This is a genomic window from Delftia sp. NA_296.1 (genome assembly GCF_052692095.1).
Genome location: NZ_JBQZGF010000011.1, coordinates 63,736 through 89,376 on the forward strand (window position 1 = coordinate 63,736; position 25,641 = coordinate 89,376).

22 protein-coding genes are annotated in these 25,641 nt (G+C 67.9%); 14 read left to right on the forward strand and 8 right to left on the reverse strand.

The window, feature by feature from the left end; translation table 11 throughout:
- Positions 1-136 precede the first annotated feature (136 nt).
- The 7 genes from ACUTR7_RS23950 to ACUTR7_RS23980 are packed head-to-tail and all read left to right on the forward strand — an operon-like array spanning position 137 to position 8,346.
- Complete coding sequence (locus ACUTR7_RS23950) at positions 137-1,732, forward strand: ABC transporter substrate-binding protein (RefSeq protein WP_445609972.1); 1,596 nt, start codon at positions 137-139, stop codon at positions 1,730-1,732.
- 16 nt (positions 1,733-1,748) lie between these two features.
- Positions 1,749-2,726 (forward strand): ABC transporter permease, encoded by a 978-nt coding sequence (locus tag ACUTR7_RS23955; protein ID WP_012207467.1) that lies wholly within the window; start codon positions 1,749-1,751, stop codon positions 2,724-2,726.
- A gap of 4 nt (positions 2,727-2,730) precedes the next feature.
- On the forward strand, positions 2,731-3,639 hold the full coding sequence (locus ACUTR7_RS23960; protein WP_013800672.1) for an ABC transporter permease: 909 nt from the start codon (positions 2,731-2,733) through the stop codon (positions 3,637-3,639).
- Positions 3,639-4,667 carry an ABC transporter ATP-binding protein gene (locus ACUTR7_RS23965; protein WP_016448710.1) on the forward strand — a complete coding sequence of 343 codons (1,029 nt, stop codon included), beginning with the start codon at positions 3,639-3,641 and terminating at the stop codon, positions 4,665-4,667. Before ACUTR7_RS23960 ends, ACUTR7_RS23965 begins: the two co-directional genes overlap by 1 nt.
- On the forward strand, positions 4,664-5,686 hold the full coding sequence (locus tag ACUTR7_RS23970) for an ABC transporter ATP-binding protein (protein ID WP_016450885.1): 1,023 nt from the start codon (positions 4,664-4,666) through the stop codon (positions 5,684-5,686). The genes ACUTR7_RS23965 and ACUTR7_RS23970 overlap by 4 nt, the downstream gene beginning before the upstream one ends.
- A gap of 19 nt (positions 5,687-5,705) precedes the next feature.
- A complete protein-coding gene (locus tag ACUTR7_RS23975) occupies positions 5,706-7,370 on the forward strand; it encodes an amidohydrolase (RefSeq protein WP_445609973.1) in 1,665 nt (554 codons plus the stop codon).
- Position 7,371: 1 nt separating this feature from the next.
- A complete protein-coding gene (locus ACUTR7_RS23980) occupies positions 7,372-8,346 on the forward strand; it encodes a CobW family GTP-binding protein (protein WP_445609974.1) in 975 nt (324 codons plus the stop codon).
- Here ACUTR7_RS23980 and ACUTR7_RS23985 read toward each other — a convergent pair.
- A complete protein-coding gene (locus ACUTR7_RS23985; protein WP_012207461.1) occupies positions 8,321-9,241 on the reverse strand; it encodes a LysR family transcriptional regulator in 921 nt (306 codons plus the stop codon). The genes ACUTR7_RS23980 and ACUTR7_RS23985 overlap by 26 nt on opposite strands.
- 166 nt (positions 9,242-9,407) lie before the next feature.
- On the opposite strand from ACUTR7_RS23985, the gene hglS reads away from it, so the two are divergent.
- Positions 9,408-10,823, forward strand: coding sequence for a 2-oxoadipate dioxygenase/decarboxylase HglS (gene hglS / locus ACUTR7_RS23990; protein ID WP_445609975.1), 1,416 nt, complete (start codon positions 9,408-9,410; stop codon positions 10,821-10,823).
- Between the two features lie 111 nt (positions 10,824-10,934).
- The gene (locus ACUTR7_RS23995; protein ID WP_445609976.1) at positions 10,935-12,212 is read left to right on the forward strand and encodes an aminotransferase-like domain-containing protein; all 1,278 of its coding nucleotides are present in this window, start codon (positions 10,935-10,937) and stop codon (positions 12,210-12,212) included.
- Positions 12,213-12,321: 109 nt separating this feature from the next.
- Here ACUTR7_RS23995 and groL read toward each other — a convergent pair whose 3' ends face one another.
- The 3 genes from groL to ACUTR7_RS24010 all read right to left on the reverse strand — a co-directional run bounded on the left by groL (position 12,322) and on the right by ACUTR7_RS24010 (position 15,072).
- On the reverse strand, positions 12,322-13,965 hold the full coding sequence (gene groL, locus ACUTR7_RS24000; RefSeq protein WP_013800679.1) for a chaperonin GroEL: 1,644 nt from the start codon (positions 13,963-13,965) through the stop codon (positions 12,322-12,324).
- 46 nt (positions 13,966-14,011) lie between these two features.
- Positions 14,012-14,302 (reverse strand): co-chaperone GroES, encoded by a 291-nt coding sequence (locus tag ACUTR7_RS24005; RefSeq protein ID WP_012207457.1) that lies wholly within the window; start codon positions 14,300-14,302, stop codon positions 14,012-14,014.
- A 185-nt stretch (positions 14,303-14,487) separates the two neighbouring features.
- A complete protein-coding gene (locus ACUTR7_RS24010; RefSeq protein ID WP_445609977.1) occupies positions 14,488-15,072 on the reverse strand; it encodes a TetR/AcrR family transcriptional regulator in 585 nt (194 codons plus the stop codon).
- Positions 15,073-15,157: 85 nt separating this feature from the next.
- Between ACUTR7_RS24010 and ACUTR7_RS24015 the strand changes: the two genes are divergently transcribed.
- Positions 15,158-15,625, forward strand: coding sequence for a nuclear transport factor 2 family protein (locus tag ACUTR7_RS24015; protein WP_046240238.1), 468 nt, complete (start codon positions 15,158-15,160; stop codon positions 15,623-15,625).
- 71 nt (positions 15,626-15,696) lie between these two features.
- Here ACUTR7_RS24015 and ACUTR7_RS24020 read toward each other — a convergent pair whose 3' ends face one another.
- Both ACUTR7_RS24020 and ACUTR7_RS24025 read right to left on the reverse strand, forming a co-directional pair.
- Positions 15,697-16,023, reverse strand: a complete 327-nt coding sequence (locus ACUTR7_RS24020; RefSeq protein ID WP_445609978.1) for a DUF4148 domain-containing protein — start codon at positions 16,021-16,023, stop codon at positions 15,697-15,699.
- A 142-nt stretch (positions 16,024-16,165) separates the two neighbouring features.
- Positions 16,166-17,665 (reverse strand): efflux transporter outer membrane subunit, encoded by a 1,500-nt coding sequence (locus tag ACUTR7_RS24025; protein WP_445609979.1) that lies wholly within the window; start codon positions 17,663-17,665, stop codon positions 16,166-16,168.
- 89 nt (positions 17,666-17,754) lie between these two features.
- Between ACUTR7_RS24025 and ACUTR7_RS24030 the strand changes: the two genes are divergently transcribed.
- From ACUTR7_RS24030 to ACUTR7_RS24045, 4 genes are all read left to right on the forward strand, one after another.
- A complete protein-coding gene (locus ACUTR7_RS24030; protein ID WP_012207452.1) occupies positions 17,755-18,372 on the forward strand; it encodes a TetR/AcrR family transcriptional regulator in 618 nt (205 codons plus the stop codon).
- A 76-nt stretch (positions 18,373-18,448) separates the two neighbouring features.
- Complete coding sequence (locus tag ACUTR7_RS24035; protein WP_445609980.1) at positions 18,449-19,612, forward strand: efflux RND transporter periplasmic adaptor subunit; 1,164 nt, start codon at positions 18,449-18,451, stop codon at positions 19,610-19,612.
- Positions 19,605-22,673 (forward strand): efflux RND transporter permease subunit, encoded by a 3,069-nt coding sequence (locus ACUTR7_RS24040; protein WP_445609981.1) that lies wholly within the window; start codon positions 19,605-19,607, stop codon positions 22,671-22,673. The genes ACUTR7_RS24035 and ACUTR7_RS24040 overlap by 8 nt, the downstream gene beginning before the upstream one ends.
- A 76-nt stretch (positions 22,674-22,749) precedes the next feature.
- The gene (locus tag ACUTR7_RS24045) at positions 22,750-23,337 is read left to right on the forward strand and encodes a peroxiredoxin (RefSeq protein WP_445609982.1); all 588 of its coding nucleotides are present in this window, start codon (positions 22,750-22,752) and stop codon (positions 23,335-23,337) included.
- A gap of 18 nt (positions 23,338-23,355) precedes the next feature.
- Here the strand turns inward: ACUTR7_RS24045 and ACUTR7_RS24050 are convergent, their stop codons facing one another.
- Together ACUTR7_RS24050 and exaC are read right to left on the reverse strand one after the other, a co-directional pair.
- Positions 23,356-23,730 carry a DUF779 domain-containing protein gene (locus ACUTR7_RS24050; RefSeq protein ID WP_071956811.1) on the reverse strand — a complete coding sequence of 125 codons (375 nt, stop codon included), beginning with the start codon at positions 23,728-23,730 and terminating at the stop codon, positions 23,356-23,358.
- A 67-nt stretch (positions 23,731-23,797) separates the two neighbouring features.
- A complete protein-coding gene (gene exaC, locus ACUTR7_RS24055; protein WP_012207447.1) occupies positions 23,798-25,321 on the reverse strand; it encodes an acetaldehyde dehydrogenase ExaC in 1,524 nt (507 codons plus the stop codon).
- Between the last annotated feature and the right edge of the window lie 320 nt (positions 25,322-25,641).

The following is a 25,641-nucleotide window of genomic DNA, read 5'->3' on the forward strand; positions in this document are numbered from 1 at the left end:
CCGACGCGGGTAAACACCGGGCCTCTGGCTCCTACGTTTGGACGGCTGTGGCCCCCGCGGCCCGCGCCCTTGTTGCGTATTCTGGATTGAAGGCAGCGAGCCGCGCGGCCTGGCGATCCAACGAGGGAGACAGTCCATGCACACCATCACTTTCCGACGCCGCGCCCTGGCGGCCCTGGCCCTGGCCGGCGCGCTGGCGGGCCTGGCGGCCACGCCGCTGCAGGCCCAGGAGCCGCAGCGCGGCGGCACCCTGATCGTGGGCAGCACCCAGGTGCCACGGCACCTGAACGGCGCCGTGCAATCGGGCATTGCCACGGCCATGCCTTCCACCCAGCTGTTCGCCAGCCCGCTGCGCTTCGATGACCAGTGGAAGCCCCAGCCCTACCTGGCCGAATCCTGGAAGCTGGCCGAGGATGGCAAGTCGCTGACCCTGAACCTGCGCAGGAATGCCGTGTTCCACGACGGCAAGCCCATCACCTCGGCCGACGTGGCCTTCTCCATCATGGCCATCAAGGCCAACCACCCGTTCCAGACCATGCTGGGGCCCGTGGAGAAGGTGGACACGCCCGACCCCTACACGGCCATCATCCGCATGAGCGCGCCGCATCCGGCCATCCTGCTGGCCATGAGCCCGGCGCTGGCGCCCATACTGCCCAAGCACATCTATGGCGATGGTGCCGACCTCAAGACCCATGCGCGCAACAGCGCCGACGTGGTGGGCTCGGGGCCGTTCAAGCTGACCGAGTTCCGCGCGGGCCAGCGCATCGTGATGGAGCGCTTCGACAAGTTCTTCCTGCCCGGCCGCCCCTACCTGGACAAGCTGGTCTTCAACATCGTGCCCGACTCCTCCAGCCTGCTGCTGAGCCTGGAGCGCGGCGACGTGCAGATGGTGCCCTACCTGCAGGCCTCCATCGACCTGAAGCGCCTGTCCACCAACCCCCAGATCACGCTGACCGGCAAGGGCTTCGAGGGCATAGGCTCGATCAACTGGCTGGCCATCAACACCGACAGGAAGCCGCTGGACGATGTGCGCGTGCGCAAGGCCATTGCGCATGCCATCGACAAGAACTTCATCACCAAGGCGCTGATGGGCGGCTTCGCCACCGTGGCCGACGGCCCCATCGTGGCGGCCAGCCCCTTTGCCTCGGCCGACCTGGTGCGCTATCCGCTGGACTTCAAGAAGTCGGCGGCCCTGCTGGACGAGGCCGGCCTCAAGCCCGGCGCCAACGGAGAGCGCTTCAAGATCAGCATCGACTACCTGCCGGGCACGGACGAGCAGCAAAAGAACGTGGCCGAGTACGTGCGTGCCCAGCTCAAGAAGGTCGGCATCGCCGTCGATGTAAGGGCCTCGGCCGATTTCCCGGCCTGGTCCCGGCGGCTGGCCACGCATGACTTCGACCTGTCCATGGACATCGTCTTCAACTGGGGCGACCCGGTCATCGGCGTGCACCGCAGCTACCTGTCCACCAACATCAAGCCCGTGGTCTGGACCAACACCCAGTCCTACCGCAATCCCAAGGTGGACGAGCTGCTGAACACGGCCAGCAGCACGCTGGATGCGGCCGAGCGCAAGAAGCTCTATGCGGCCTTCCAGAAGACCGTGACGGACGAGCTGCCGGTGATCTTCATCAACAACTCGCCCTACCACACGGCTGCGCGCAAGAACGTGGGCAACCTGCCGACCACGGTCTGGGGGCCGGCCTCGCCCTATGACGAGATCTTTCTGAAGTAGTCGGGAGGTGCAGTCCATGGCTTTTCTTCGCACACTCCTCAAGCGGCTGCTGCAGGGCCTGGCGCTGGTGCTGGCCGTGGTGGTGCTGAACTTCATGCTGGTGCATGCGGCGCCCGGCGATCCCGTGGAGACCATTGCCGGCGCCAGCGGCGGCATGGAGCCCGAGCTCATGGCCGAGCTGCGCACACGCTACGGGCTGGACCGGCCGCTGCCCGTGCAGCTGGGCATCTACCTGGCGCGCGTGGCCAGCGGGGATCTGGGCTACTCCTACTTCTTCAACCTGCCGGTGGCGCAGATGATTGCCGAGCGCGTGCCCGCCACCTTGCTGCTGGTGCTGGCCGCCGTGCTCACGGCCTTCGTGGTGGGCACGCTGCTGGGCGTGCTGTCCTCGCGCCGGCCCAACGGCCTGTTGTCGCAGTGCATCACCGTGCTGTCCCTGGTGGGCTTTGCGGCGCCCGTGTTCTGGACCGGCATGCTGCTGGTGCTGGCCTTTGCCTCCTGGTGGCCCGTGCTGCCGGTGTCGGGCATGCGCTCGGCCGATGCCGCAGGCGGCGCAGGCCTTGCCGACCTGCTGGACGTGGCCCGGCACCTGGTGCTGCCTGCGCTGACACTGGCCCTGGTCTACCTGGCGCAGTACAGCCGGCTGTCGCGCTCGTCCATGCTGGACGTGCTGGGCGCCGACTACATCCGCACGGCGCGCGCCAAGGGCCTGGCCGAGCATGTGGTGCTCTACCGCCATGCGCTGCGCAACGCGCTGCTGCCCGTGGTGACCATGCTGGGCCTGCAGTTCGGCAACGTCATGGCCGGCGCCATCATCGTCGAGACGGTCTTCAACTGGCCGGGCCTGGGCCGGCTGGCCTTCGACTCGGTGCTGCGGCGCGACTACCCGACCATCCTGGGCGTGCTGCTGTTCTCCTCCATCGTCGTGGTCGTGATGAACCTCGTCACCGACCTGTGCTACCGGCTGATCGATCCCCGCATCAAGGCGGCCTGAGACCATGAACGCCATCACACCACCTTCCGTGTCCGTGCCGAGCGTCGCCGCGCCGCAGGCCGCAGCCCATGCCGAGCACCCGGCGCGCGAAGCGCTGCGCATGTTCCTGCGCAACCCCTCGGCCATTGCCGGCATGGCCATGCTGCTCATCGTGCTGCTGGTGGCCATCGCCGGCCCCTGGATCTGGCCTGCAGACCCGTTCGAGATCCGCACCATGCCGCTGAGCCCGCCGTTCAGCGAGGAGGCCTGGCTGGGCAGCGACCAGCTGGGGCGCGACGTGCTTACGGGCATCATCCACGGCGGCCGCGCCACGCTGCTGGTGGGCGCCTTCGCGGCTTTGCTGTCGGTGTGCATCGGCGTGACGCTGGGGGCGATGGCCGGCTACTACGGCGGCCGCGTCGATGCGCTGCTGATGCGCGTGACCGAGTTCTTCCAGGTGCTGCCTGCACTGCTATTCGCCATGGTCGTGGTGACGCTGTTCTCGCCCTCGCTGGTGACGGTCACGCTGGCCATCGGCAGCGTGAGCTGGCCGGCCACGGCGCGGCTCACGCGGGCCGAGTTCATGCGCATCCGCCAGCTTGAATTCGTGCGCGCGGAGAGCGCCATTGGCGCGCGCCACGGCCGCATCATCTGGAAGGTGATCCTGCCCAATGCGCTGCCGCCGCTGGTGGTGTCGGCCACGCTGGCCGTGGGCGCCGCCATCCTGTTCGAGGCCGGCCTGTCCTTCCTGGGCCTGGGGGACCCCAACCAGATGAGCTGGGGCCTGATGATCGGGTCGGCCCGCCAGTACCTGCTGTCGTGCTGGTGGGCCGTGGCCTTTCCCGGTGCCGCCATCTTCGTCACCGTGCTGGCCGTCAGCCTGATCGGCGACGGCCTCAACGATGCACTCAACCCCAAGCTGAGGGAGCGCTGATGGACACCGACACCCCCCTGTTGCAAGTCAGCGGCCTGCGCGTGGCCTTCCAGGGCCGGCGCGGCCAGGCGACGGTGCTCAACGGCGTGGATTTCGATCTGCGCGCGGGCGAGACCCTGTGCGTGGTCGGCGAATCCGGCTGCGGCAAGAGCATGACGGCGCTGGCGCTGCTGCGCCTCATTCCCTCGCCTCCGGGCCGCATCACGGGCGGGCAGGTGCGCTTCCAGGGCGAGGACCTGGTGGCCGCCGGCGAGGCCCATATGCGCCAGGTGCGCGGCAACCGCATCTCCATGATCTTCCAGGAGCCGATGACCTCGCTGAACCCGGTGCTCACCGTGGGCGAGCAGATCGCCGAGCCGCTGCGCCTGCACGCCGGCCTGGATGCGGGCGCCGCGCGCCAGCGCGCCGTGGAGATGCTCCGGCAGGTCGGCATCCCCGCACCCGAGCGGCGCGTGCACGAGTACCCGCACCAGCTGTCGGGCGGCATGCGCCAGCGCGTGATGATCGCCATGGCCCTGGCCTGCCGGCCCGACATCCTGATCGCCGACGAGCCCACCACGGCGCTGGACGTGACCGTGCAGGCGCAGATCTTCGACCTGCTGCGCGAGCTGCAGCGCGACAAGGGCACGGCCATCGTGCTGATCACGCACGACATGGGGGCCGTGGCCGAGATGGCCGACCGCGTCATGGTCATGTACGCGGGCCGCGTGATCGAGCAGGGCCGCTGCGAGCAGGTGCTGTCGGCGCCCGCCCATCCGTACACGCGCGGCCTGATCGCCTGCCTGCCCGAGCTGGGCAGCAGCCAGGCAGGCGGGCGCACCGAGCTGCCCGAGATCCCCGGCGTCGTGCCCTCGATCTGGGAGTTGGGCAGCGGCTGCGCCTTTCGTGCGCGCTGCCGCGAGGCCCAGCCGCGCTGCGCCAGCGAGGCGCCGCCGCTGGTCGCGCTGGATGATCCATCCCACGGCGTGGCCTGCTGGCTGCACGCTCCCGCTTCCCGCATCCGCGCCCACACGGAGGCCCTGGCATGAACGCACGCATGGACGATACCCTCTTGCAGGTGGACGATCTCCAGGTCCACTTTCCGCGCCCGGGCAAGGGCCTGTTCGGCAGGCCCGAGGTGGTCAAGGCCGTGGACGGCGTGTCCTTCAGCCTGCGGCGCGGCAGCACGCTGGCCGTGGTGGGCGAGTCGGGCTCGGGCAAGACGACCACGGCGCTGGCCGTGATGCGCCTGGCGCCCGTGACGGCGGGCCGCATGCAGCTGGGCGATACCGACCTGGGCGGCCTGTCGGGTGAGGCCCTGCGCCAGGCGAGGCGGCGCATGCAGATCGTGTTCCAGGACCCGTTTTCCTCGCTGAATCCGCGCCAGCGCGCGGGCGATGCGGTGCGCGCTCCGCTGGACCTGATGGACGTGGGCACGCCGGCCGAGCGCGAGGCGCGCGTGGCCGAGCTGTTCACCCAGGTGGGCCTGCGGCCCGAGCAGCGCCAGCTGTTCCCGCACCAGTTCTCGGGCGGCCAGCGCCAGCGCATCAACATCGCGCGCGCCCTGGCCACGCGGCCCGAACTGGTGGTCTGCGACGAACCCGTGTCGGCGCTGGACATCGCCATCCGCGCCCAGATCCTCAACCTGCTGGCGCGGCTGCAGCGCGAGCTGGGCCTGAGCTACCTGTTCATCTCGCACGACATGGCCGTGGTCGAGCACATCTGCGACGACATCGCCGTCATGTACCTGGGCCAGATCGTGGAGCGCGCACCGCGCCAGGCCTTCTTTGCGCGGCCGCTGCATCCCTACAGCGTGGCCCTGATGTCGGCCGTGCCCACGGTGCGCGGCGGGCGTGAGCGCGCGGCGCGGCGCATCCGGCTGGCCGGCGACCCGCCCAGTCCCATCGACCCGCCCGCGGGCTGCCGCTTCGCCGGGCGCTGCCCCGTGGCCGTGCCTGCGTGCTCGGCCGAGGCGCCACCGCTGCGCGAAGCCGCCCCCGGCCATTGGGTGCGCTGCATCCGCGTGGACCACATCGATGGCGTGCCGCGCGCGCCGCTGGCCCTGTGAACCCGGAGCACCCGCCACCATGAGCATCACCGTCTACGCCGCCCGCAAGATCATCACCATGAACCCCATGCAGCCCGAGGCCACGCACGTGGCCGTGCGCGACGGGCGCATCCTCGCGGTCGGGGACCTCGCGCGCTGCACGGCCTGGGGCGAATGCCGCATCGACGAGCGCTTTGCCGACCAGGTGCTGCTGCCCGGCCTGGTGGAGGGCCACTGCCACCTCAAGGAAGGCAGCATGTGGGATTGGATATACACGGGCTGGTTCGACCGGCGCGACCCCGATGGCAAGGTCTGGCCCGGCCTGCGCTCCATGGATGCCGTGGTGGACCGCCTGGCCGAGGTGGCGGCGCGCATGGATGCGCAGGGCCTGCCGCCCGGCCAGCCGCTGATCGCCTGGGGGTTCGATCCCATCTACTTTGGCGGCGAGCGCATGACGGTGGAGCACCTGGACCGCGCCGCCGCAGGCCGTCCCGTCGTCATCTCGCACGCCAACGGCCATTTGATGAACGTCAACAGCGCCATGCTGCGCCTGGCCGAGATCACGCGCGACAACGAGGTCGAGGGCGTGGTGCGCTTTGCACCCGGCCACGCCCTGGCCGGCGAGCCCACGGGCGAGCTGCAGGAGCCGGCCGCCATGTTCCTGGTGCTGCGCAAGATCGGCAACGCCGGCCTGCTGGCGCCCATGACCGAGGCCGGCGTGCGCTCCTTTGCGCGCCTGGCCTGCCGCCAGGGCGTGACCACGGCCACCGACCTGGTCAACAGGCTGGGTGAGCAGGACTGCCGCGTGCTGGAGGCCGCGCTGGCCGATGACCAGGTGCCCATCCGCATCCTGCCGGCCTTCCAGGCGTTCCACGGCACGCATGGCGCCGAGGCCGGTGCCGAGCATGTGCGCACGCTCATGGCGCGCAACACCGACCGGCTGCGCTACGGCCTGGTCAAGATGATGCTGGATGGCTCCATCCAGGGCTTTTCGGCGCGCCTGCGCTGGCCCGGTCACTACAACGGCGCGCCCAACGGCATCTGGGTCACCGCGCCCGCGCAGTACGAGGCCGATTTCGAGACCTACCACCGCGCAGGCCTGCTCATCCATACGCACACCAATGGCGACGAGGCCAGCGAGGCTGCCATCGACGCCATAGGCCGCGTGCTGGCCCGCGCGCCCCGGCCCGACCACCGTCACACGCTGCAGCATGGCCAGATGATCGATGCGCCGCTGTTTCGCCGCATGGCGGCGCTGGGCCTGTGTGCCAACCTGTTCGCCAACCACCTCTGGTACTGGGGCGACCAGCACTACGAGATGACCATGGGGCCGGACCGGGCCATGCGGCTCGATGCCTGCTCCAGCGCGCTGGCCGCCGACGTGCCGCTGGCCATCCATTCGGATGCGCCCGTCACGCCGCTGGGGCCGCTGTTCACCGCCTGGTGCGCGGTCCACCGGATCACGCCCAAGGGCCGCGTGCTGGGCGCGGCCGAGCGCCTGACCGTGGCCCAGGCCCTGCATGCCGTCACGCTGGGCGCGGCCTGGACACTGAAGATGGACCACGAGATCGGCAGCATCGAATGCGGCAAGCGCGCCGACTTCTGCGTGCTGGAAGACGATCCGCTGTCCCTGGACCCCATGGTGCTCAAGGACCTCCGGGTCTGGGGCACGGTGCTGTCGGGGCGCGTCTTCAAGGCGGCATGACATGGGGCAGCGGTTGCCGTTCACGGTCATCGGCGGCTTCCTGGGCGCCGGCAAGACCACGCTGCTCAACCACTGGCTGCGCCATGCGGATGGCCAGCGGCTGGCCGTGCTGGTCAACGACTTCGGTGCGCTCAACATCGATGCAGGTCTGATCAAGGCCCACAGCGGCGACACCATTGCACTGACCAATGGCTGCGTGTGCTGCCAGATCGGTGACGACCTGTCCATGGCCCTGATCGGCCTGCTGCAGCAGCGCGAGCGTTTCGATGCCGTGGTGGTCGAGGCCAGCGGCGTCTCCGATCCCTGGCGCATTGCCCAACTGGGCCTGGCCGATCCCGCACTGGCGCTGGACGGCGTCATCGTGGTTGTCGATGCCGCTGCCCTGCCCGGGCAGGCGGCCGACCCGCTGCTGGCCGACACGCTGCAGCGCCAGGTGGCCCGGGCCGACCTGGTCATCGTCAACAAGACCGATCTGGCCGATGCCCGGACCCTGGAGCGCGTGCACGGCTGGATAGCCAGCCACGCGCCAGCCGCGCAACGCTGCGACGTGCACGAAGCCCGGGTGCCCGTGGAACTGCTCAGTGGCGCAGCCCTGATGCGTGGCGTGCGGGAGGTTTCATGGGGTGCCAGCACTGCGCGCCCCATGCATGGCCTGCAGTTCGAGACCTGGTCCTGCCAGCCGCCCGGGACGCTGTCCGAGACGGCCCTGCAGGCGTGGCTGCAGGCCATGCCGGCTGGCGTGCTGCGGCTCAAGGGCGTGGTGCAGACCGGGGCGGGCCAGTGGAGCGAGCTTCAGTTTGCCGGGCGCAGCGGCCGGCTGCGTGCCACATCAGCGCCCGCGCCCGCGCCCGCGCCCGCGCAGCAGCAGGTGCCCGCCATCGTGGCCATCGGCCTGGCCGGGCAGTTGCCGGTGGCCGCGCTGCAGGCGATGGTGGCAGGCGCTGTGGGCGTCAGGGCTGCGGGCCGTCCCGCATGAAATCCTGGGCCGCCTGCTGCAGCCACTCGCGCAGGCTTTGCAGCGGCGGGTAGTTGCCGCGGCTCGTGGGCCAGGCCAGGTAGTAGCGCTCGGCGCTTTCCATCTCGGGCAGATGGGGCAGGGCACGCACCAGATCGCCCTGGGCGAGTTCGCGCTCGATCAGAAAGCGTGGCAGCAAGGCCACGCCCACGCCGGCGATGGCGGCCTGGGCGGCGGTGGCGAACTGGTCGAACAGCATGCCCTGGCCCTCGGCCATGGGCGCGTGGTGCACGGACAGCCAGCGCTGCCAGGCATCGGGGCGCGATGCCAGGTGCAGCAGCGGCGCCTGCAGCAGGTCCTGGGGCTGGGCAAAGCCATGCTGGGCCAGCAGGGCGGGGCTGCAGGCAGGCACCACGGTCTCGCTCATCAGAAAGGCCAGCTCGGCGCCCGGCCAGTGCGGCAGGCCGAAATGGATGGCGGCGTCCACGGCTTCGAGCTGGAAGTCGAATTGGGACAGCCGCGTCGTCAGGTTGATGGTGATGCCCGGGTGGGCACTGAAGAACTGCGGCAGGCGCGGCGCCAGCCAGCGCGTGCCGAAGGTGGGCAGGATGGCCAGGTTCAAGCTGCCGCCGCGCGGGTTGGCCCGAAAGCCCAGCGTGGCGGTGGAGATGCGCATCAGCGCGCCGCGTATCTCCTGGGCATAGGCCTGGCCGGCCGGACTGAGCCGCACGGTCTGGCGCTCGCGCACAAAGAGCTCCGCCTCCAGCCGCTCCTCCAGCGCGCGGATCTGGCGGCTGACGGCGCTTTGCGTCAGGTGCAGCTCGGCCGCAGCTGCCGTGAAGCTCTGGTGCCGTGCCGCCGCCTCGAAGGCGCACAGCAGGGACATGGGGGGCAGGAAACGGCGGGACAGCAGCATGGCAGAGGGCGGTGGGGCAATCGTGGGAGGGGCATTCTGTTTGGGAATGACCTATGGGCCTGATTATCGTTTGACCAGGCTCAAGGCGCAGACCTAGCATGCGTGCCAGGAATCCACCCCGCCGCAGGGCTGCCCTGTGGCTCCAACTTCAGTCCCCACGAGCACCATGTCCTCTACGCCTGCCCACACCTTCGTGCCCTCCGACGAGATCCGCGCACGGTTTTCCAGCGCCATGTCCGAGATGTACCGCGATGAAGTGCCCCAGTACGGCACGCTGATCGAACTCGTGGCCGACATCAACCAGCGCACGCTGCAGGCCGAGCCCGCGCTGCTGGCCCGGATGCAGCGCAGTGGCGAGCTGGCGCGCCTGGGCGTGGAGCGCCACGGCGCCATCCGCGTGGGCACGGCGGCCGAGCTGTCCATGCTGCGCCGCCTGTTCGCCATCATGGGCATGGAGCCCGTGGGCTACTACGACCTGTCGGTGGCCGGCGTGCCCGTGCACTCCACGGCCTTCCGCCCCGTGGGCGATGCGGCGCTGCTGGCCAACCCTTTCCGCGTCTTCACCTCGCTGCTGCGCCTGGACCTGATTGCCGACGAGGCGCTGCGGGCCCAGGCGGGCGCCATCCTGGCGCAACGCAGCATCTTCACCGAACGCGCGCTGGCGCTGATCGCCCAGGCCGAAGCCCATGGCGGCCTGGCCGACGCCGATGCCGACGCATTCGTGCGCGAGGCGCTGGAGACCTTCCGCTGGCACAGCGAATCCACCGTGGACGGCGCCACCTACGACGCGCTGCACAAGGCCCACCGCCTGATCGCCGACGTGGTCTGCTTCAAGGGTCCGCACATCAATCACCTGACGCCGCGTACCCTGGACATCGATGCCGCCCAGGCCGCCATGCCCGAGCGCGGCATGGACGCCAAGGACGTGGTCGAAGGCCCGCCGCGCCGCGCCTGCCCCATCCTGCTGCGCCAGACCAGTTTCAAGGCGCTCAAGGAGACCGTGCGTTTTGCAGGCGATGCCACGGGCGCGGGCTCGCACACGGCGCGCTTCGGCGAGATCGAGCAGCGCGGCGTGGCGCTGACCCGCAAGGGCCGCGCGCTCTACGACCAACTGCTGGCCCAGGTGCGCGACATGGGCAGCGCAGGCAGTGCCGCGCCGGACTACGGCAGCCGCCTGGCCCGGGTCTTCGAGGCTTTCCCCGACACCCATGAGCAGCTGCGCCGTCAAGACCTGGCCTTCTACCGCTTCACGCTGAGCGACGAGGGAGCCGCCCTGGCCGCAGGCGAGGCCGCAGCGGCCGCCGCCTCGGACCTGGACGCCCTGATCGCCCGCGGCCTGGCCCAGGCCGAGCCCATCGTCTACGAAGACTTCCTGCCCGTGAGCGCGGCCGGCATCTTCCAGTCCAACCTGGGCGGCGAAGAGCAAAAGCAGTACGCGGCCCATGCGGCCCAGCAGGCCTTCGAGGCCGACCTGGGTGCCCGCGTGCATGACGAGATCGCGCTGTACGAGCAGGCCCAGCAGCGCTCCATCGACCAGCTGCGCAGCGCGCTGCGCGGCCAGGCCACCAAGGTCGCCGCATAAGCGCTGACCCGGGCAGAGCCCGCCACCGTTGATCCCCTTCCCCGGGGCGCATGCACAGGCGCCAGGCCTGCGCGTGCGCCCCTTTGTTTTTGCCATTTGCCGGAGGCCTTCATGAGCACCGCAGACCAGGGCGCGTCGTCGCCCACCGCCCATCTGTTCAACCCGCTGTTCGCACAGCCCGAAGGCTCGCCGATCCGCGAGCTGTTTCCCTACCTGAGCCGTCCCGGCATGCTCTCGCTGGCCGGAGGCTATCCCTCGCCCAGCCTGTTCGATGCCGAAGGTTTGCAGCAGGCCGCCATGGCCGCGCTGCAGCAGGATGCCGCCACCAGCCTGCAGTACGGCGCCAGCGAAGGCCAGCTTGCGCTGCGCGAAGCCCTGGCCGCGCTGTGCGCCACGCGCGGCATTGCCTGCACGCCGGCCGACATGATCGTGACCACGGGCTCGCAGCAGGCCTTCGACCTGCTGGTCAAGGTGCTGGTCGAGCCCGGCGATCCGGTGCTGGTCGAAGTGCCCGCCTACCCGGCCACGCTGCAGACCCTGAAGCTGGCCCAGGCACAGGTCGTTGCCGTGCCCACGGACGAGCAGGGCCTGGACACCGAGGCCCTGGCCCGCCTGCTGGCGCAGTGGCCCCATGCGCGCGCCCCCAAGCTGCTCTATACCGTGCCCAACTTCTCCAACCCGGGCGGCACCCTGCTGCCCGCGGCGCAGCGCACGGCCCTGGTGGAGCTGGCGCGCCAGCATGGCTTTGTCATCGTCGAGGACGACCCCTATGGCGAGCTGCGCTTTACCTTCCAGCGCGAACCGTCGATCTACGAAACGGGCCTGGCGCTGTGCGGCGCCCAGGCCAATCCCGTGGTCTACCTGTCCAGCCTGTCCAAGACCGTGGCGCCTGCGCTGCGCATCGGCTGGATGCTGGCCGACGCCCAATTGCTGCGCCGCTGCACCATCGCCAAGCAGACGGCCGATCTGTGCACCTCGCCGCTGGCGCAGATGATCGCCGCGCACTATCTGCGCTCGGGCCGCTATGCGCCCCAGCTGGCCCAGGCCTGCGCCGAGTACGCGGCGCGCATGGATGCGCTGTGCTCCGGCATGCAGTCGGCGCTGGGCGATCAGATCCGCTTCGTGCGGCCTGCGGGCGGCATGTTCGTCTGGGCCCAGCTGCTGCCGCCGCAGCGGCTTGCGGGCGATTCCCAGGCCCTGGCCCGTGCGCTGTTCACGGCAGCGGTGGAGCAGGGCGTGCTCTATGTGCCGGGCAAGGCCTTCTTCCCGGCTGATGCGGCAGACAAGGCCGGCCTGTGCATGCGCCTGTCGTATGCGGCGCCCACCGTGCCCCAGATCACCGAGGCCGTGGCGCGCCTGGGCCGGGCCTGGGGCCAGGCCGTGTCCTGAAAGACATCGGCAAAAGCGTTCATGCAATGACAAAGGCCGCCCGAGGGCGGCCTTTGTCTTGCTGGGCAAACCGGGCATGGCGCAAGGCCTGCCCGGTTGCGGCGGGCAATTACATGCCCATGCCGCCCATGCCACCCATGCCGCCCATGTCGGGCATGGCAGGGCCGCCTTCAGCCTTGGGAGACTCGGCGATCATGGCTTCGGTCGTCAGCAGCAGAGATGCCACGGAAGCGGCGTTCTGCAGGGCTGTACGCGTCACCTTGGTCGGGTCCAGGATACCCATTTCCAGCATGTCGCCGTAGGTGTCGTTGGCAGCGTTGAAGCCGTAGTTGCCCGAGCCGTTCAGCACGGCGTTGACCACCACCGAGGGCTCGCCACCGGCGTTGGCCACGATTTCGCGCAGGGGCGCTTCGATGGCCTTCATGATCAGCTTGATGCCGGCGTCTTGCTCGGCATCGCCGGTCTTCAGGTCGCCCACGGCTTGCTTGGCACGCAGCAGAGCCACGCCGCCGCCGGCCACGATGCCTTCTTCCACAGCAGCGCGGGTAGCGTGCAGGGCGTCTTCAACGCGGGCCTTCTTTTCCTTCATTTCGACTTCGGTGGCAGCGCCAACCTTGATCACGGCAACGCCGCCAGCCAGCTTGGCCACGCGCTCTTGCAGCTTTTCGCGGTCGTAGTCGCTGGTGGCTTCTTCGATCTGGATGCGGATCTGCTTGACGCGGGCTTCGATTTCAGCAGCTTGGCCAGCACCGTCGATGATGGTGGTGTTTTCCTTGCCGATTTCGATGCGCACTGCCTGGCCCAGGTCTTCCAGGGTCACCTTGTCCAGCGCCAGGCCCACTTCTTCAGCGATGACCTTGCCGCCCGTCAGGATGGCGATGTCTTCCAGCATGGCCTTGCGGCGGTCGCCGAAGCCAGGAGCCTTGACAGCCACAACCTTCAGGATGCCGCGGATGGTGTTGACCACCAGCGTTGCCAGGGCTTCGCCTTCGACGTCTTCTGCAATGATCAGCAGGGGACGGCCGGCCTTTGCCACGGCTTCCAGCGTGGGCAGCAGGTCACGGATGTTGCTGATCTTCTTGTCGAACAGCAGCACGAAGGGGTTGTCCAGCAGGGCAACCTGCTTTTCAGGGTTGTTGATGAAGTAGGGCGACAGGTAGCCGCGGTCGAACTGCATGCCCTCGACGACGTCGAGTTCGTTGGCCAGCGACTTGCCTTCTTCAACGGTGATCACGCCTTCCTTGCCGACCTTGTCCATGGCTTCGGCAATGATGCTGCCCACGGATTCGTCGGAGTTGGCGGAGATCGAGCCGACCTGGGCGATTTCCTTGGAGGTGGTGGTGGCCTTGGATTGCTTCTTCAGCTCTTCCACCAGGGCGGCGACAGCCTTGTCGATGCCGCGCTTGAGGTCCATGGGGTTCAGGCCGGCGGCCACGTACTTGGTGCCTTCGCGGACGATGGCCTGTGCCAGCACGGTGGCGGTGGTCGTGCCGTCACCGGCGATGTCGTTGGTCTTGGAGGCCACTTCCTTCACGAGCTGGGCGCCCATGTTCTGCAGCTTGTCCTTGAGTTCGATTTCCTTGGCGACCGAGACACCGTCCTTGGTCACAGTGGGGGCGCCGAAGGAGCGCTCCAGCACCACGTTGCGGCCCTTGGGACCCAGGGTGACCTTGACCGCGTTGGCCAGGATGTTCACGCCTTCAACCATGCGGGCGCGTGCTTCGCCGCCGAAAACTACGTCTTTTGCTGCCATTTCAATTCTCCGGATTCAGTTGGAAAGTGCGGTTTCGAAGCGCGGATTACTTTTCGACGACTGCGAACAGGTCGTCTTCCTTCATCACCAGCAGTTCGTCGCCATGGACCTTGACGGTCTGGCCGCTGTACTTGCCGAACAGAACGCGGTCGCCGACCTTCACGTTCAGAGCGATCACTTCGCCCTTGTCGTTCTTCTTGCCGGGGCCCACTGCCAGCACTTCGCCCTGGTCGGGCTTCTCGGCGGCATTCTCGGGGATCACGATGCCCGAAGCCGTCTTGGTTTCGTTCTCGAGGCGCTTCACGATCACGCGATCGTGCAGGGGACGCAGGTTCATACCAACTCCTAAATCATCAACAAAGTTGAAACAAAGACTTGCCGGCCCGGCGGGCCGGCATTCGAAGCAATGTGGGACAGAGGACTGTTAGCACTCATGCCCAACGAGTGCTAATAATAAGGCAATTCGGCCAGGATTCAAGAGGTAGGGTCGATGTGCCGCAAGACGGCACACCCGGTGCGGCACTAGCGCAAGGGCAGGGGCCGATTCACAACCCCCGCTGCCGCTGCCTTGAAGTTCTCCATGACTTCATCGATCGGCTGACCCATCTGCGCATGGACGATGGCGCCATCCGCCACCAGGGTGAGCGCAGCGCCCACGGACACGGGATGGCCACCGAACAGGCGATCCAGCACGGACGACATTTCCTGCTTGTGCCGCCGGACCGTTGCCAGGATCTCAGGGTCGGACGAGCCCAGTTCGGCAGCGGCATTGAGAAAGGCGCAGCCCCGAAAGTCGAGCTGGCCGAACCAGCTCCTGAGGGTGGTTGCGAGGGCCTCCAACGCTGGTAAGCCAGCGTCAGTCGCCTGCGCCAGGCTGGCCTGGAACCAGGAAATCCACCGCTCATGGCGGTAGTCGAGGTACGCCCGGATCAGGTCGTCCTTGCTGGCGTACTGGCGGTAGAAGGTGACTTTGCTGACCGACGACCGCTCGATGATCCGGTCCACACCCGTGGCCCGGATGCCCTCTGCGTAGAAGAGGCCATGGGCGGCCACCAGGATGCGCTCGCGGGGCGGCAATGACTCGAGAGATGGCTGGGAAGTTTTCATGAAGACATTGTAGACAGATCGTTCCACATTCGTTAAAGTGGCGCATGTAGACAGATCGTTCTACATCTCTTCAAAAGGTCACATCATGGAAACTCGCCCACCCCTGCCCCCGTTCTCGCTCGCAAGCGCCGTCCAAAAGGTCCGTTTGGCCGAGGATGGATGGAACACACGCGATGCGGCCAAGGTCGCGATGGCCTATACCCTCGACACGAAATGGCGCAACCGGGCGGAGTTCGCCAACAGCCGCGCCGAGGCCCAGGCCCTTCTTGAGAGGAAGTGGAAGAAGGAACTTGACTACCGGCTGATCAAGGAGCTTTGGCTGTACGCGGAAAACCGGATCGCAGTCCGCTACGCCTATGAGTGGCACGACGATGCCGGGAACTGGTTCCGGTCGTACGGCAACGAGAACTGGGAATTCGAGGCCGACGGTCTCATGCGCCGACGCTTCGCATGCATCAACGACATGCCCATCCAGGAGTCGGAGCGCAAGTTCCACTGGCCGCTGGGCCGCCGCCCCGATGACCACCCCGGTCTGTCCGACCTGGGCCTGTAGGCAAAGCCCCGGGCCACGTCCCTAGGCAGCCAGCCGCTGCCGCGATGGCCTGGGCGGGGAGGAGCTCCACCTTACCGACTCAACGCCTTGCGGACCTCCGCCTGAAACGCCTCGCTGTTGCGAAGGCGCAGGTACTCCTGGTATGCGGCCCGATATTCCTGCGTTTCGACTCCGTAGGAGATCGATATCTCCGCACGGCGGTCCAATCCGGCGCGGCGCCAGAGTGCGAGATCGGCGATGACTTCGGCGCGGGAAAGCGCTGCGTCCGATGTGGCTGCCGAGGCGTCTTGCGGCTGCGAATGGGCTGCGAAGCAGGTCGAGAAGGCGATGGCCGCAAGCGCCGGCTTCAGGAGGCGTGCGGCTGCAGCAACGGTGGGGGAGGGGATTGTGTTTGACATGGTTTGACGGATGGGGGTGGGTGGAGCCGGGCCATGGCTTCGACTGCCTGCTTCGGCAGGTTGCCTGGGCCGCATGTCCCGCAGGGGTGTTCGGTTTCTTTGCTGTGTGTGGAAAGGGGGCTCCTTTCGGGAAGTGGCAGGTTCAGCGGGCAACGCTGGCGGGAAGACCGTGGCTGGCGGCTGCCAATGCCCTGGAAGGCTCCGGCGTCCAGCCGCCGCCCAGCGCCTTGAAGATCGCGACCGTCGATCGCGCCGACTCCATCCGGGCCTGCGCCTGTGCATCCAGCACGCCCAGCAGGCTTTCATCCGCCTGCAGTACCTCGATCAGGCTGACCACGCCCTTGTCGTAGGCGGCGCCTGCGGCCTGCCGGGCCCGCGTGAGCGCATCCGCGCCCCTGGCGAGCACGGCCATCAGCTCCTGCCGCTTGTCCAGCGAGACCAGGGCGTTCTCCACCTCTTCCGTGGCGCGCAGTACCGACTGCCGGTAGGCGGCAAGGCTTTCCGCCTCCTGTGCCTGCGCCTGGTGGATCTGGGCGTTGATGCGACCGAAGTCGAACAGCCGCCAGCGCAGGCCGCCCACAACGCTTGCCTGCGACGCGCCGGCGCTGAAGAGATTGCCTGCGGAGATGGAGGTGGCGCTGCCGATCAGGCCGCTGATCGACAGCTTCGGGTAGTACTCGGCAATCGCCACGCCGATGCGTGCGTTCGACGCTGCCAGGCGCCGCTCCGCCGCGATGAGGTCCGGGCGTCGCCGAAGCAGATCGCCGGGCGCCTCCGCCAGGGAAAGGGTTGGCAGCACGGGGACCGGGCGGGATTCGGCCAGCTCTGCCCGGTGCGTGCCGGGTGCCGTGGCCAGCATCACGTCCATGGCGTTGAGCGCGGCCTCGAGCGCGTTCTCCAGCGGCGGCACGGTTGCTTGCGCCCGTGCGAGTGCCCCCTCGACCTGGCGCAATTGAAGCTCTGATGCCAGTCCTTTGCCAAACCGCAGTTCGACGATGGAGCGCAGTTGCTGCTGGGTTTGCACTTGCGAGCGTGCCACTGCCAGCCGCGCCTGCAGGCCGCGAATCTGGATATAGGTGTCCGCAGTCTGGGCGGCCACCGCGAGCCGCACGGCAGTGGCGCCAGCTTCCGATGCCTGGTACTCGGCCAGGGAGGCCTGCCTGGCCCTGCGCAGGCCGCCGAAGAGATCAAGCTCCCAGCTGGCTCCGAGGTTGGCCTCCTGGGCGCTGCCGTAGCGATCGAACCCCGGCATGGAGTCGAGCACCCGGCCCAGCGGAGTCTCGACCGACTGATAGCTCCTGGCCGTTTGCGCCGAGATCTGGGCCGACGGCAGCAGGGCGGCTGCCGCCGCATCCAGCCCGGCGCGTGCCTGAAGCACGCGGCCAGCGGCCTGGGCAACATCCAGGTTTTGCTGCAGTGCCGCCGTGACGAGGCGCGCCATCTGCGGATCGCCAAAGGCTGCCCACCAGGCTGCAAGGTCCGTGGAGGAGGCCGGCGAGGGCGGCTTGGTCTCACCCAGAACGCGGCTGCCCATGTAGGCCTGGGGCAGGGCCGTGGCGGGCGGCTGGTAGTCGGGGCCTACCGCACACCCTGCACAGAGGCTGGCGAGCATCAGAAAGACGGGGGCGGCAAGACGCGGCATGTTCAACAGTCAGAAGCGTGGTGACGCTGTGACTATATTCCAAAATGGTCACTTGCATAGTATTTTTTTGATGGAGTAAGCTAGGCCGCATGAGCACCACCAACGTCTATCCGACCTCTGCGCGCGGCCCGGTCGAACACGATGTCCGGCAACAGATCGTGACTGCGGCGAAAGAGCATTTCAGCCGCTATGGCTACGAGAAAACCACGGTGTCCGACCTTGCCAAGGCCATCGGCTTTTCCAAGGCCTACATCTACAAGTTCTTCGAGTCCAAGCAGGTCATCGGCGAGATGATCTGTTCCAACTGCCTGATGGAGATGGAGGCGGAGATCCGCCAGGCCGTCGCCAGCACGGATGCGCCTCCCGAGCAGCTGCGGCGCCTGTTCAAGGCGATCGTCGCTGTCACGCTGCGGCTTTTCTCCGAAGACCGCAAGCTGTACGAGATCGCCATTTCGGCGTCGGCCGAGCGCTGGCAGGCAGCGCAGGCCTATGAGGAACGCATGCATCAGCTGCTGCTGCAGATACTCGATGCCGGGCGCCAGCGGGGCGACTTCGAGCGCAAGACGCCGCTGGATGAAACCGGGCGCGCCATCTTCCTGGTCATGCTTCCCTACCTGAACCCGGTGATGCTGCAGCACAGCCTCGACCATGCGGACGAGGCGCCCGCACAACTGGCCGGATTGGTGCTGAGAAGCCTGTCGCCTTAAAATCCTCAGTTGTGACCGTTGACATAAATGGTCACCAATCACAGAATCGGGTCCTGCTCATTGATCGGGACCCCTCATGCTTCGGCACCGCCATCTGTCCATCGCCGCTGTCGGCGCACTGTCACTTGCACTCGCTGCCTGCGGCAAAAGCACGCCGCCAGATCCGCGCACCCAGCCACCCCTCGTTCGCACCACCCTGGTAGCGCCAGGCAATGCTTCCGAGCGCGTCTTCACCGGCACCATCGCGGCCAGGGTGCAGAGCGATCTTGGATTTCGCGTGGCCGGCAAGGTGCTGGAGCGCCTGGTGGATACAGGCCAGACGGTCAGGCGGGGCCAGGCATTGCTGCGCCTCGACCCGGTGGACCTGAAGCTGGCCGCCAATGCCCAGCAGGAGGCCGTCGCAGCCGCCAGGGCACGTGCGCAGCAGGCCAGCGACGAGGAGCAGCGCTACCGTGACCTGCAGGGAACGGGTGCCGTTTCGGCCTTGGCCCATGAACAGATCAAGGCAGCCGCGGATTCCGCCCGCGCCCAGCTCAGGGCGGCCGAAGCGCAGGCCGCCGCAGCGCTGAACGCCAGCCGCTACGCCGAACTGCTGGCCGATGCCGATGGCATCGTGATGGAAACACTTGCCGAGCCTGGCCAGGTCGTCAGTGCCGGCCAGGTGGTCGTGCGCCTCGCCCATGCCGGCAGGCGCGAAGCAGTCGTCCAGTTGCCCGAAACACTGCGCCCGGCGCTGGGCTCGGCGGCCCAGGCCCGCCTGTTCGGCAGGGAGGATGTGGTCATCCCCGCCAGACTGCGCCAGCTGTCCGATGTGGCGGACCGGGCCACCCGCACCTTTGAGGCCCGCTATGTGCTGGACGCCGGCGCGGCGGCCAGCGCCCCGCTGGGCAGCACGGTCACGCTCAGGATGGGCGGGACATCGACATCGACATCGACATCGACAGCGGGCAAGGCAACCCTGCAGGTCCCCATCGGCGCCATCCTCGACGAGGGCAAGGGCGCCGCTGTCTGGGTGGTGCAGGGCGATCAGGTCAGGCGCCAGCCCGTCACCGTGGTTCAGGTGCAGGACGGCAATGCCCAGGTGGTGGGTGCGCTCGGCCTGGGGGAGCGGATCGTCGCGCTCGGCGCGCATTTGCTGAGCGAGGGCGCGCAGGTGCGACTGGAAAGCGAGGCGCCGGCGCCTTCAATGGCAACAACGTCCACGGCGTCCTCCGTGTCCACGGGAGCGTCCCGTGAGTGAAGGCCGTTTCAACCTATCGGCGCTTGCCGTCCGTGAGCGCTCCATCACGCTGTTCCTGATCCTGCTGATTTCGCTGACGGGTGTCTTTGCCTTCCTGAAGCTGGGCCGGGCGGAAGATCCGGCCTTCACCGTCAAGGTCATGACCATCATCACGGCCTGGCCTGGCGCCACCCCGCAGGAAATGCAGGACCAGGTGGCAGAGAAGCTGGAAAAGCGCCTGCAGGAGCTGCGCTGGTATGACCGCACCGAAACCTTCGTCAGGCCGGGGCTGGCCTTCACCACGCTGACCCTGCTCGACTCCACGCCCCCCGGCGAGGTGCAGGAGGAGTTCTACCAGGCCCGCAAGAAGCTCGGTGACGAGGCCCGCAACCTGCCGGCGGGCGTGATCGGCCCGATGGTGAACGACGAGTACGCCGACGTGACCTTTGCGATCTACGCCCTCAAGGCGCGCGGCGAGGAGCCCCGGGCGCTGGTGCGCGATGCCGAAGCCTTGCGCCAGCGTCTTTTGCATGTGCCGGGCGTCAAGAAGGTCAACATCGTCGGCGAGCAATCCGAGCGGATCTACGTGGAGTTCTCGCACGAGCGCCTGGCCACGCTGGGCATCAGCCCGCAGGACGTCTTCGCTGCGTTGAACAACCAGAACGCCCTCACCCCTGCCGGGTCGGTGGAGACCCAGGGACCCCAGGTGTTCATCCGCATCGACGGGGCGTTCGACGCGCTGCAGAAGATCCGCGACACGCCCATCGTGGCCCAGGGCCGCACGGTCAAGCTGTCCGACATCGCCACCGTCCAGCGCGGCTACGAAGATCCCTCGACCTTCATCATCCGCAACGGTGCGGAGCCGGCCTTGCTGCTGGGCGTCGTCATGCGCGACGGCTGGAACGGGCTGGACCTGGGCAAGGCGCTGGACAGGGAGGTGGGCGCCATCAACGCAGACATGCCGCTGGGCATGGGCCTGACCAAGGTGACGGACCAGGCCGTGAACATCAGCGCCGCCGTCGATGAGTTCATGCTCAAGTTCCTGGCCGCGCTGCTGGTCGTGCTGGTGGTGTGCTTCGCCAGCATGGGCTGGCGCGTTGGCGTGGTGGTGGCTGCGGCCGTGCCGCTGACGCTGGCGGCCGTGTTCATCATCATGGCCGCCACGGGAAAGAATTTCGACCGCATCACGCTTGGCTCGCTGATCCTTGCGCTGGGCCTGCTGGTGGACGACGCCATCATCGCCATCGAGATGATGGTGGTGAAGATGGAAGAGGGCTACGACCGCGTGGCCGCGTCTGCCTACGCCTGGAGTCATACCGCGGCGCCCATGCTGTCCGGAACGCTGGTGACGGCGGTGGGCTTCATGCCCAACGGGTTCGCCCGCTCCGCTGCAGGCGAGTACACCAGCAACATGTTCTGGATCGTCGGCATCGCGCTCATCGCGTCCTGGGTGGTGGCCGTGGTGTTCACGCCCTATCTGGGCGTGAAGATGCTGCCCCCTCTCAAGAAGGTCGAAGGCGGACATGCGGCGATGTATGGCACGCCCCGCTACGAGCGCCTGCGGCGCGTGCTGGGCAAGGTGATCGCCCGCAAGGGCATGGTGGCTGCAGTCGTGGGCGGGCTCATGGTGGCTTCCGTGCTGGGCATGTCCATCGTGAAGAAGCAGTTCTTCCCCATCTCCGACCGGCCCGAGGTGATGGTCGAGGTGCAGATGCCCTACGGCACCTCCATCGGCCAGACGAGCGAGACCACCCGCAAGGTGGAAGCCTGGCTGCTGCAGCAGCCCGAATCGGAGATCGTGACCGCCTATATCGGCCAGGGCGCACCGCGCTTTTTTCTGGCCATCTCGCCTGAGCTGCCCGACCCGTCGTTCGCCAAGATCGTCGTGCGCACCGCCAACCAGGCGCAGCGCGACGCGCTCAAGCTGCGGCTGCGCGAGGCCATCGCCCAGGGACTGGCTCCGCAGGCGCAGGTGCGCGCATCGCAGATCGTGTTCGGGCCGTACTCCCCGTTCCCCGTGGCGTATCGCGTCTCCGGCCCCGACCCGCAGCGGCTGCGCGACATTGCCGGCCAGGTGCACCAGGTGCTGCACGACAGCCCGATGATGCGGACCGTGAACTCCGACTGGGGCGTGCGCACCCCCGTCATGCGCTTCACCCTGGACCAGGACCGGCTGCAGGCCATGGGCCTGACCTCCGCGGCAGTCGCGCAGCAGCTACAGTTCCTGCTCAGCGGCGTGCCCGTGACCACCGTGCGCGAGGACATCCGCACCGTGCAGGTGATGGCGCGTTCTGCGGGCGGCACCCGCCACGATGTGGCCAGGGTCGGCGACTTCACGCTCACCAACGCCACTGGCCAGCGCATACCGCTGTCGCAGCTGGGTGAGGTCACCGTGCAGATGGAGGAGCCCGTCATGCGCCGCCGCGACCGCATGCCCACCATCACGGTCCGCGGAGACATCGATGACAGCCTGCAGCCGCCCGATGTCTCGGCGGCCATCACCCGGCAGCTGGAGCCCATCAGGAAGGCGTTGCCTGCGGGCTACCGCATCGACGAGGCCGGCTCCATCGAGGAATCCGGCAAGGCCATGACGGCCATGCTGCCCCTGTTCCCGATCATGATCGCCATCACGCTGATCATCATCATCTTGCAGGTGCGGTCGATATCGGCCATGGTCATGGTGTTCCTGACCAGCCCCCTGGGATTGATCGGCGTGGTGCCGACGCTGATCGTCTTTCAGCAGCCCTTCGGCATCAATGCACTGGTGGGGCTGATCGCGCTGTCGGGCATCCTGATGCGCAACACGCTGATCCTGATCGGGCAGATCCAGCACAACGAGCGGGAGGGGCTTGCGCCGTTCCAGGCGGTGGTGGAGGCCACTGTCCAGCGCGCCCGGCCCGTGATCCTGACCGCGCTGGCGGCGATCCTGGCCTTCATCCCGCTGACCCAATCGGTGTTCTGGGGAACGCTGGCCTATACGCTGATCGGCGGCACGCTCGCCGGCACGGTGCTGACGCTGGTCTTCCTGCCCGCCATGTACTCGATCTGGTTCAGGATCAGGCCCGGCGAAGCAGGGCGCTGATGCACGGCACACGCGCCCAGGGCTTTGGCCGATTGGCCACAATGGGGCATCCCGTTCCAGGCTCAGGAGGCCATGCATGTCCGATATCCGCTGCGGCGATTCCATCCACCCACGCGCATCCCTGGGCCGCCGCTGCGCGCGTGCCGCCGCTCCCCTGCTGGCGGCGCTGCTGCTGTCGCCGCTGGCCCAGGCCGCGCTCAAGGTGGGCGACAACGCGCCGCGTTTCACCACGCCGGCTGCCGTGGCGGGCAAGGCCTTTGATTTCGACATGGCCGCCACGCTCAGGAAGGGGCCGGTGGTGCTGTATTTCTTTCCCAAGGCCTTCACGCAGGGCTGCACCATGGAAGCCCACGCCTTTGCCGAGGCCACGCCGCGTTTCGCGGCCATGGGCGCCACGGTGGTGGGCATGTCGCATGACGACATCGATACGCTCAAGCGCTTTTCCACCGAGGCCTGCCGCGACCAGTTCGCCGTGGCATCGGACCCGCAGGCGCAGACCATCCGCGCCTACGACGCCTCGGCCGCCGCCGATCCCCAGCGCGCCGACCGCATCTCCTACGTGATCGGCCAGGACGGCAAGGTCCGCTTCGTGCACATCGGCTCGGACCCGGACGAGCATGTGCGCCAGACCGAGGCCGCGGTCAAGCGGCTGACCGGAAAGTAGCCCGCCGCGCAGCCCCTGTCAGGGGCCGTTGCCCTCACTGGCCAGGATCTCGGCGTATTCCTCGTCCGTGAACAGCCTGGAGCGTGTGTGGAAGGCCTTGCCCGTGCTGCCCTCCAGCGAGAAGGTGCCGCCCTGGCCCTCGATCACGTCGAGGATGAGCTGGGTGTGCTTCCAGTATTCGTACTGCGACTTGCCGATGTAGAAGGGCGCGCCGCCCACCTGGCCCAGCAGCACGTCCTGGGCTCCTATCGTCAGCTCGCCGGGCAGGTAGCAGTTGGCGGCGCTGTTGTCGCAGCAGCCCCCGGACTGGTGGAAGAACACCGGCCCGTGCTGGGCCTGCAGGTCGGCGATCAGCGCCAGCGCGGCCTCGGTGGCAATCACTTTGTCAACCATGGGTTGGTCCTTTCCTGGGCGGCCGGCCGCGCTGTGCGCCGCCGGCCGCATTCACCTGGGAAGAACTTCAGAAGAAGCCCAGCTTGTTCTCGCTGTAGCTGACCAGCAGGTTCTTGGTCTGCTGGTAGTGGTCCAGCATCATCTTGTGGGTCTCGCGGCCGATGCCCGATTCCTTGTAGCCGCCGAAGGCCGCGTGCGCCGGGTAGGCGTGGTAGCAGTTGGTCCACACGCGCCCGGCCTTGATGGCGCGGCCCATGCGGTAGGCCACGTTGCCGTTGCGGCTCCACACGCCCGCGCCCAGGCCGTAGAGCGTGTCGTTGGCGATGGCCAGGGCCTCGGCCTCGTCCTTGAAGGTGGTCACGGCCAGCACGGGACCGAAGATTTCCTCCTGGAAGATGCGCATCTTGTTGTGGCCCTTGAACAGCGTGGGCTGCACGTAGTAGCCGCCTTCCAGGTCGCCGCCCAGATGGGCCTGGCCACCGCCGGCCAGCACCTCGGCGCCCTCCTGCTTGCCCAGGTCCAGGTACGACAGGATCTTGGTGAGCTGCTCCTTGGACGCCTGCGCGCCCATCATGCTGTCGGTGTCCAGCGGGTTGGCATGCCGGATGGCGGCCACGCGCTGGAGCACGCGCTCCATGAAGCGGTCGTAGATGCTTTCGTGGATCAGCGCGCGGCTGGGGCAGGTGCAGACCTCGCCCTGGTTGAAGGCGAACAGCACCAGCCCTTCGACGGCCTTGTCGAGGAAGGCATCGTCCTTGTCCATCACGTCGGCGAAGAAGATGTTGGGCGACTTGCCGCCCAGCTCCAGCGTGGCCGGGATCAGGTTGTTGGCCGCGGCCTGGGCGATCACGCGGCCCGTGGAGGTGGAGCCCGTGAAGGCGATCTTGGCGATGCGCTTGCTGGTGGCCAGCGGCATGCCGGCCTCGCGGCCGAAACCGTTGACGATGTTGAGCACGCCGGGCGGCAGCAGGTCGGCAATGAGCTCGGCCAGGATCAGGATGCTGATGGGCGTGGACTCGGCCGGCTTGAGCACCACGCAATTGCCCGCACCCAGCGCGGGCGCCAGCTTCCAGGCCGCCATGAGGATGGGGAAGTTCCAGGGAATGATCTGGCCCACCACGCCCAGCGGCTCCTGGATGTGATAGGCCACCGTGGTCTCGTCGATATGGCTGAGCGCGCCTTCCTGGGCGCGCACGCAGCCCGCGAAATAGCGGAAATGGTCCACGGTCAGCGGGATGTCGGCATTCAGCGTCTCGCGGATGGCCTTGCCGTTGTCCACGGTCTCGGCATAGGCGAGCAGCTCCAGGTTGGCCTCGATGCGGTCGGCGATCTTCAGCAGGACATTCGCACGCTCGGCCGCGCTGGTGCGGCCCCAGGCGTCGCTGGCGGCATGGGCGGCGTCCAGCGCCAGTTCGATGTCTTCGGCCGTGGAGCGCGCGGCGCGGGTGTAGACCTTGCCGCTGATGGGGGTGACCACGTCGAAGTACTGCTCCTTGACCGGAGGTACGAACCTGCCGCCGATGAAGTTGTCGTAGCGGGCCTTGTAGGCGATCTTGGCGCCAGCGGCGCCGGGTGCTGCGTAGACGGTCATGCTGCTTGTCTCCTGAGGATGCTTATGGGTCTGTTGTGATCGGGTGTGGATCGGCATATCCAGCCATGGCCGGACGGCAGACATGATTCAAAAGCCGTGCCAGCCTGCAGGCCGCAGGGCAGGTGCCCGCAAAGGCACGCGGGACGTGGCTGCTGCGGGTATTCCCGTGCGCGTTCGCCCTGTGCCGTGACGTTGCGCAACAGGACAACTGTCCAGAAATGGAACAGTCGGGCGCCTGGCCTGCCACTTGGCTTGCCCGGTGCCCGCCGGCCCCGCATACTGGTCTGCAACGCGGCGCAATGACGCCCGAGCAGGAGACA

What these genes read in the sequence shown, in the direction of transcription:
- ACUTR7_RS23950 (WP_445609972.1), top strand. Translation starts at nt 137, where the DNA reads ATGCACACCATCACTTTCCGACGCCGCGCCCTGGCGGCCCTGGCCCTG.
- ACUTR7_RS23955 (WP_012207467.1), top strand. Translation starts at nt 1,749, where the DNA reads ATGGCTTTTCTTCGCACACTCCTCAAGCGGCTGCTGCAGGGCCTGGCG.
- ACUTR7_RS23960 (WP_013800672.1), top strand. Translation starts at nt 2,731, where the DNA reads ATGAACGCCATCACACCACCTTCCGTGTCCGTGCCGAGCGTCGCCGCG.
- ACUTR7_RS23965 (WP_016448710.1), top strand. Translation starts at nt 3,639, where the DNA reads ATGGACACCGACACCCCCCTGTTGCAAGTCAGCGGCCTGCGCGTGGCC.
- ACUTR7_RS23970 (WP_016450885.1), top strand. Translation starts at nt 4,664, where the DNA reads ATGAACGCACGCATGGACGATACCCTCTTGCAGGTGGACGATCTCCAG.
- ACUTR7_RS23975 (WP_445609973.1), top strand. Translation starts at nt 5,706, where the DNA reads ATGAGCATCACCGTCTACGCCGCCCGCAAGATCATCACCATGAACCCC.
- ACUTR7_RS23980 (WP_445609974.1), top strand. Translation starts at nt 7,372, where the DNA reads ATGGGGCAGCGGTTGCCGTTCACGGTCATCGGCGGCTTCCTGGGCGCC.
- ACUTR7_RS23985 (WP_012207461.1), bottom strand. Translation starts at nt 9,241, where the DNA reads ATGCTGCTGTCCCGCCGTTTCCTGCCCCCCATGTCCCTGCTGTGCGCC.
- hglS (WP_445609975.1), top strand. Translation starts at nt 9,408, where the DNA reads ATGTCCTCTACGCCTGCCCACACCTTCGTGCCCTCCGACGAGATCCGC.
- ACUTR7_RS23995 (WP_445609976.1), top strand. Translation starts at nt 10,935, where the DNA reads ATGAGCACCGCAGACCAGGGCGCGTCGTCGCCCACCGCCCATCTGTTC.
- groL (WP_013800679.1), bottom strand. Translation starts at nt 13,965, where the DNA reads ATGGCAGCAAAAGACGTAGTTTTCGGCGGCGAAGCACGCGCCCGCATG.
- ACUTR7_RS24005 (WP_012207457.1), bottom strand. Translation starts at nt 14,302, where the DNA reads ATGAACCTGCGTCCCCTGCACGATCGCGTGATCGTGAAGCGCCTCGAG.
- ACUTR7_RS24010 (WP_445609977.1), bottom strand. Translation starts at nt 15,072, where the DNA reads ATGAAAACTTCCCAGCCATCTCTCGAGTCATTGCCGCCCCGCGAGCGC.
- ACUTR7_RS24015 (WP_046240238.1), top strand. Translation starts at nt 15,158, where the DNA reads ATGGAAACTCGCCCACCCCTGCCCCCGTTCTCGCTCGCAAGCGCCGTC.
- ACUTR7_RS24020 (WP_445609978.1), bottom strand. Translation starts at nt 16,023, where the DNA reads ATGTCAAACACAATCCCCTCCCCCACCGTTGCTGCAGCCGCACGCCTC.
- ACUTR7_RS24025 (WP_445609979.1), bottom strand. Translation starts at nt 17,665, where the DNA reads ATGCCGCGTCTTGCCGCCCCCGTCTTTCTGATGCTCGCCAGCCTCTGT.
- ACUTR7_RS24030 (WP_012207452.1), top strand. Translation starts at nt 17,755, where the DNA reads ATGAGCACCACCAACGTCTATCCGACCTCTGCGCGCGGCCCGGTCGAA.
- ACUTR7_RS24035 (WP_445609980.1), top strand. Translation starts at nt 18,449, where the DNA reads ATGCTTCGGCACCGCCATCTGTCCATCGCCGCTGTCGGCGCACTGTCA.
- ACUTR7_RS24045 (WP_445609982.1), top strand. Translation starts at nt 22,750, where the DNA reads ATGTCCGATATCCGCTGCGGCGATTCCATCCACCCACGCGCATCCCTG.
- ACUTR7_RS24050 (WP_071956811.1), bottom strand. Translation starts at nt 23,730, where the DNA reads ATGGTTGACAAAGTGATTGCCACCGAGGCCGCGCTGGCGCTGATCGCC.
- exaC (WP_012207447.1), bottom strand. Translation starts at nt 25,321, where the DNA reads ATGACCGTCTACGCAGCACCCGGCGCCGCTGGCGCCAAGATCGCCTAC.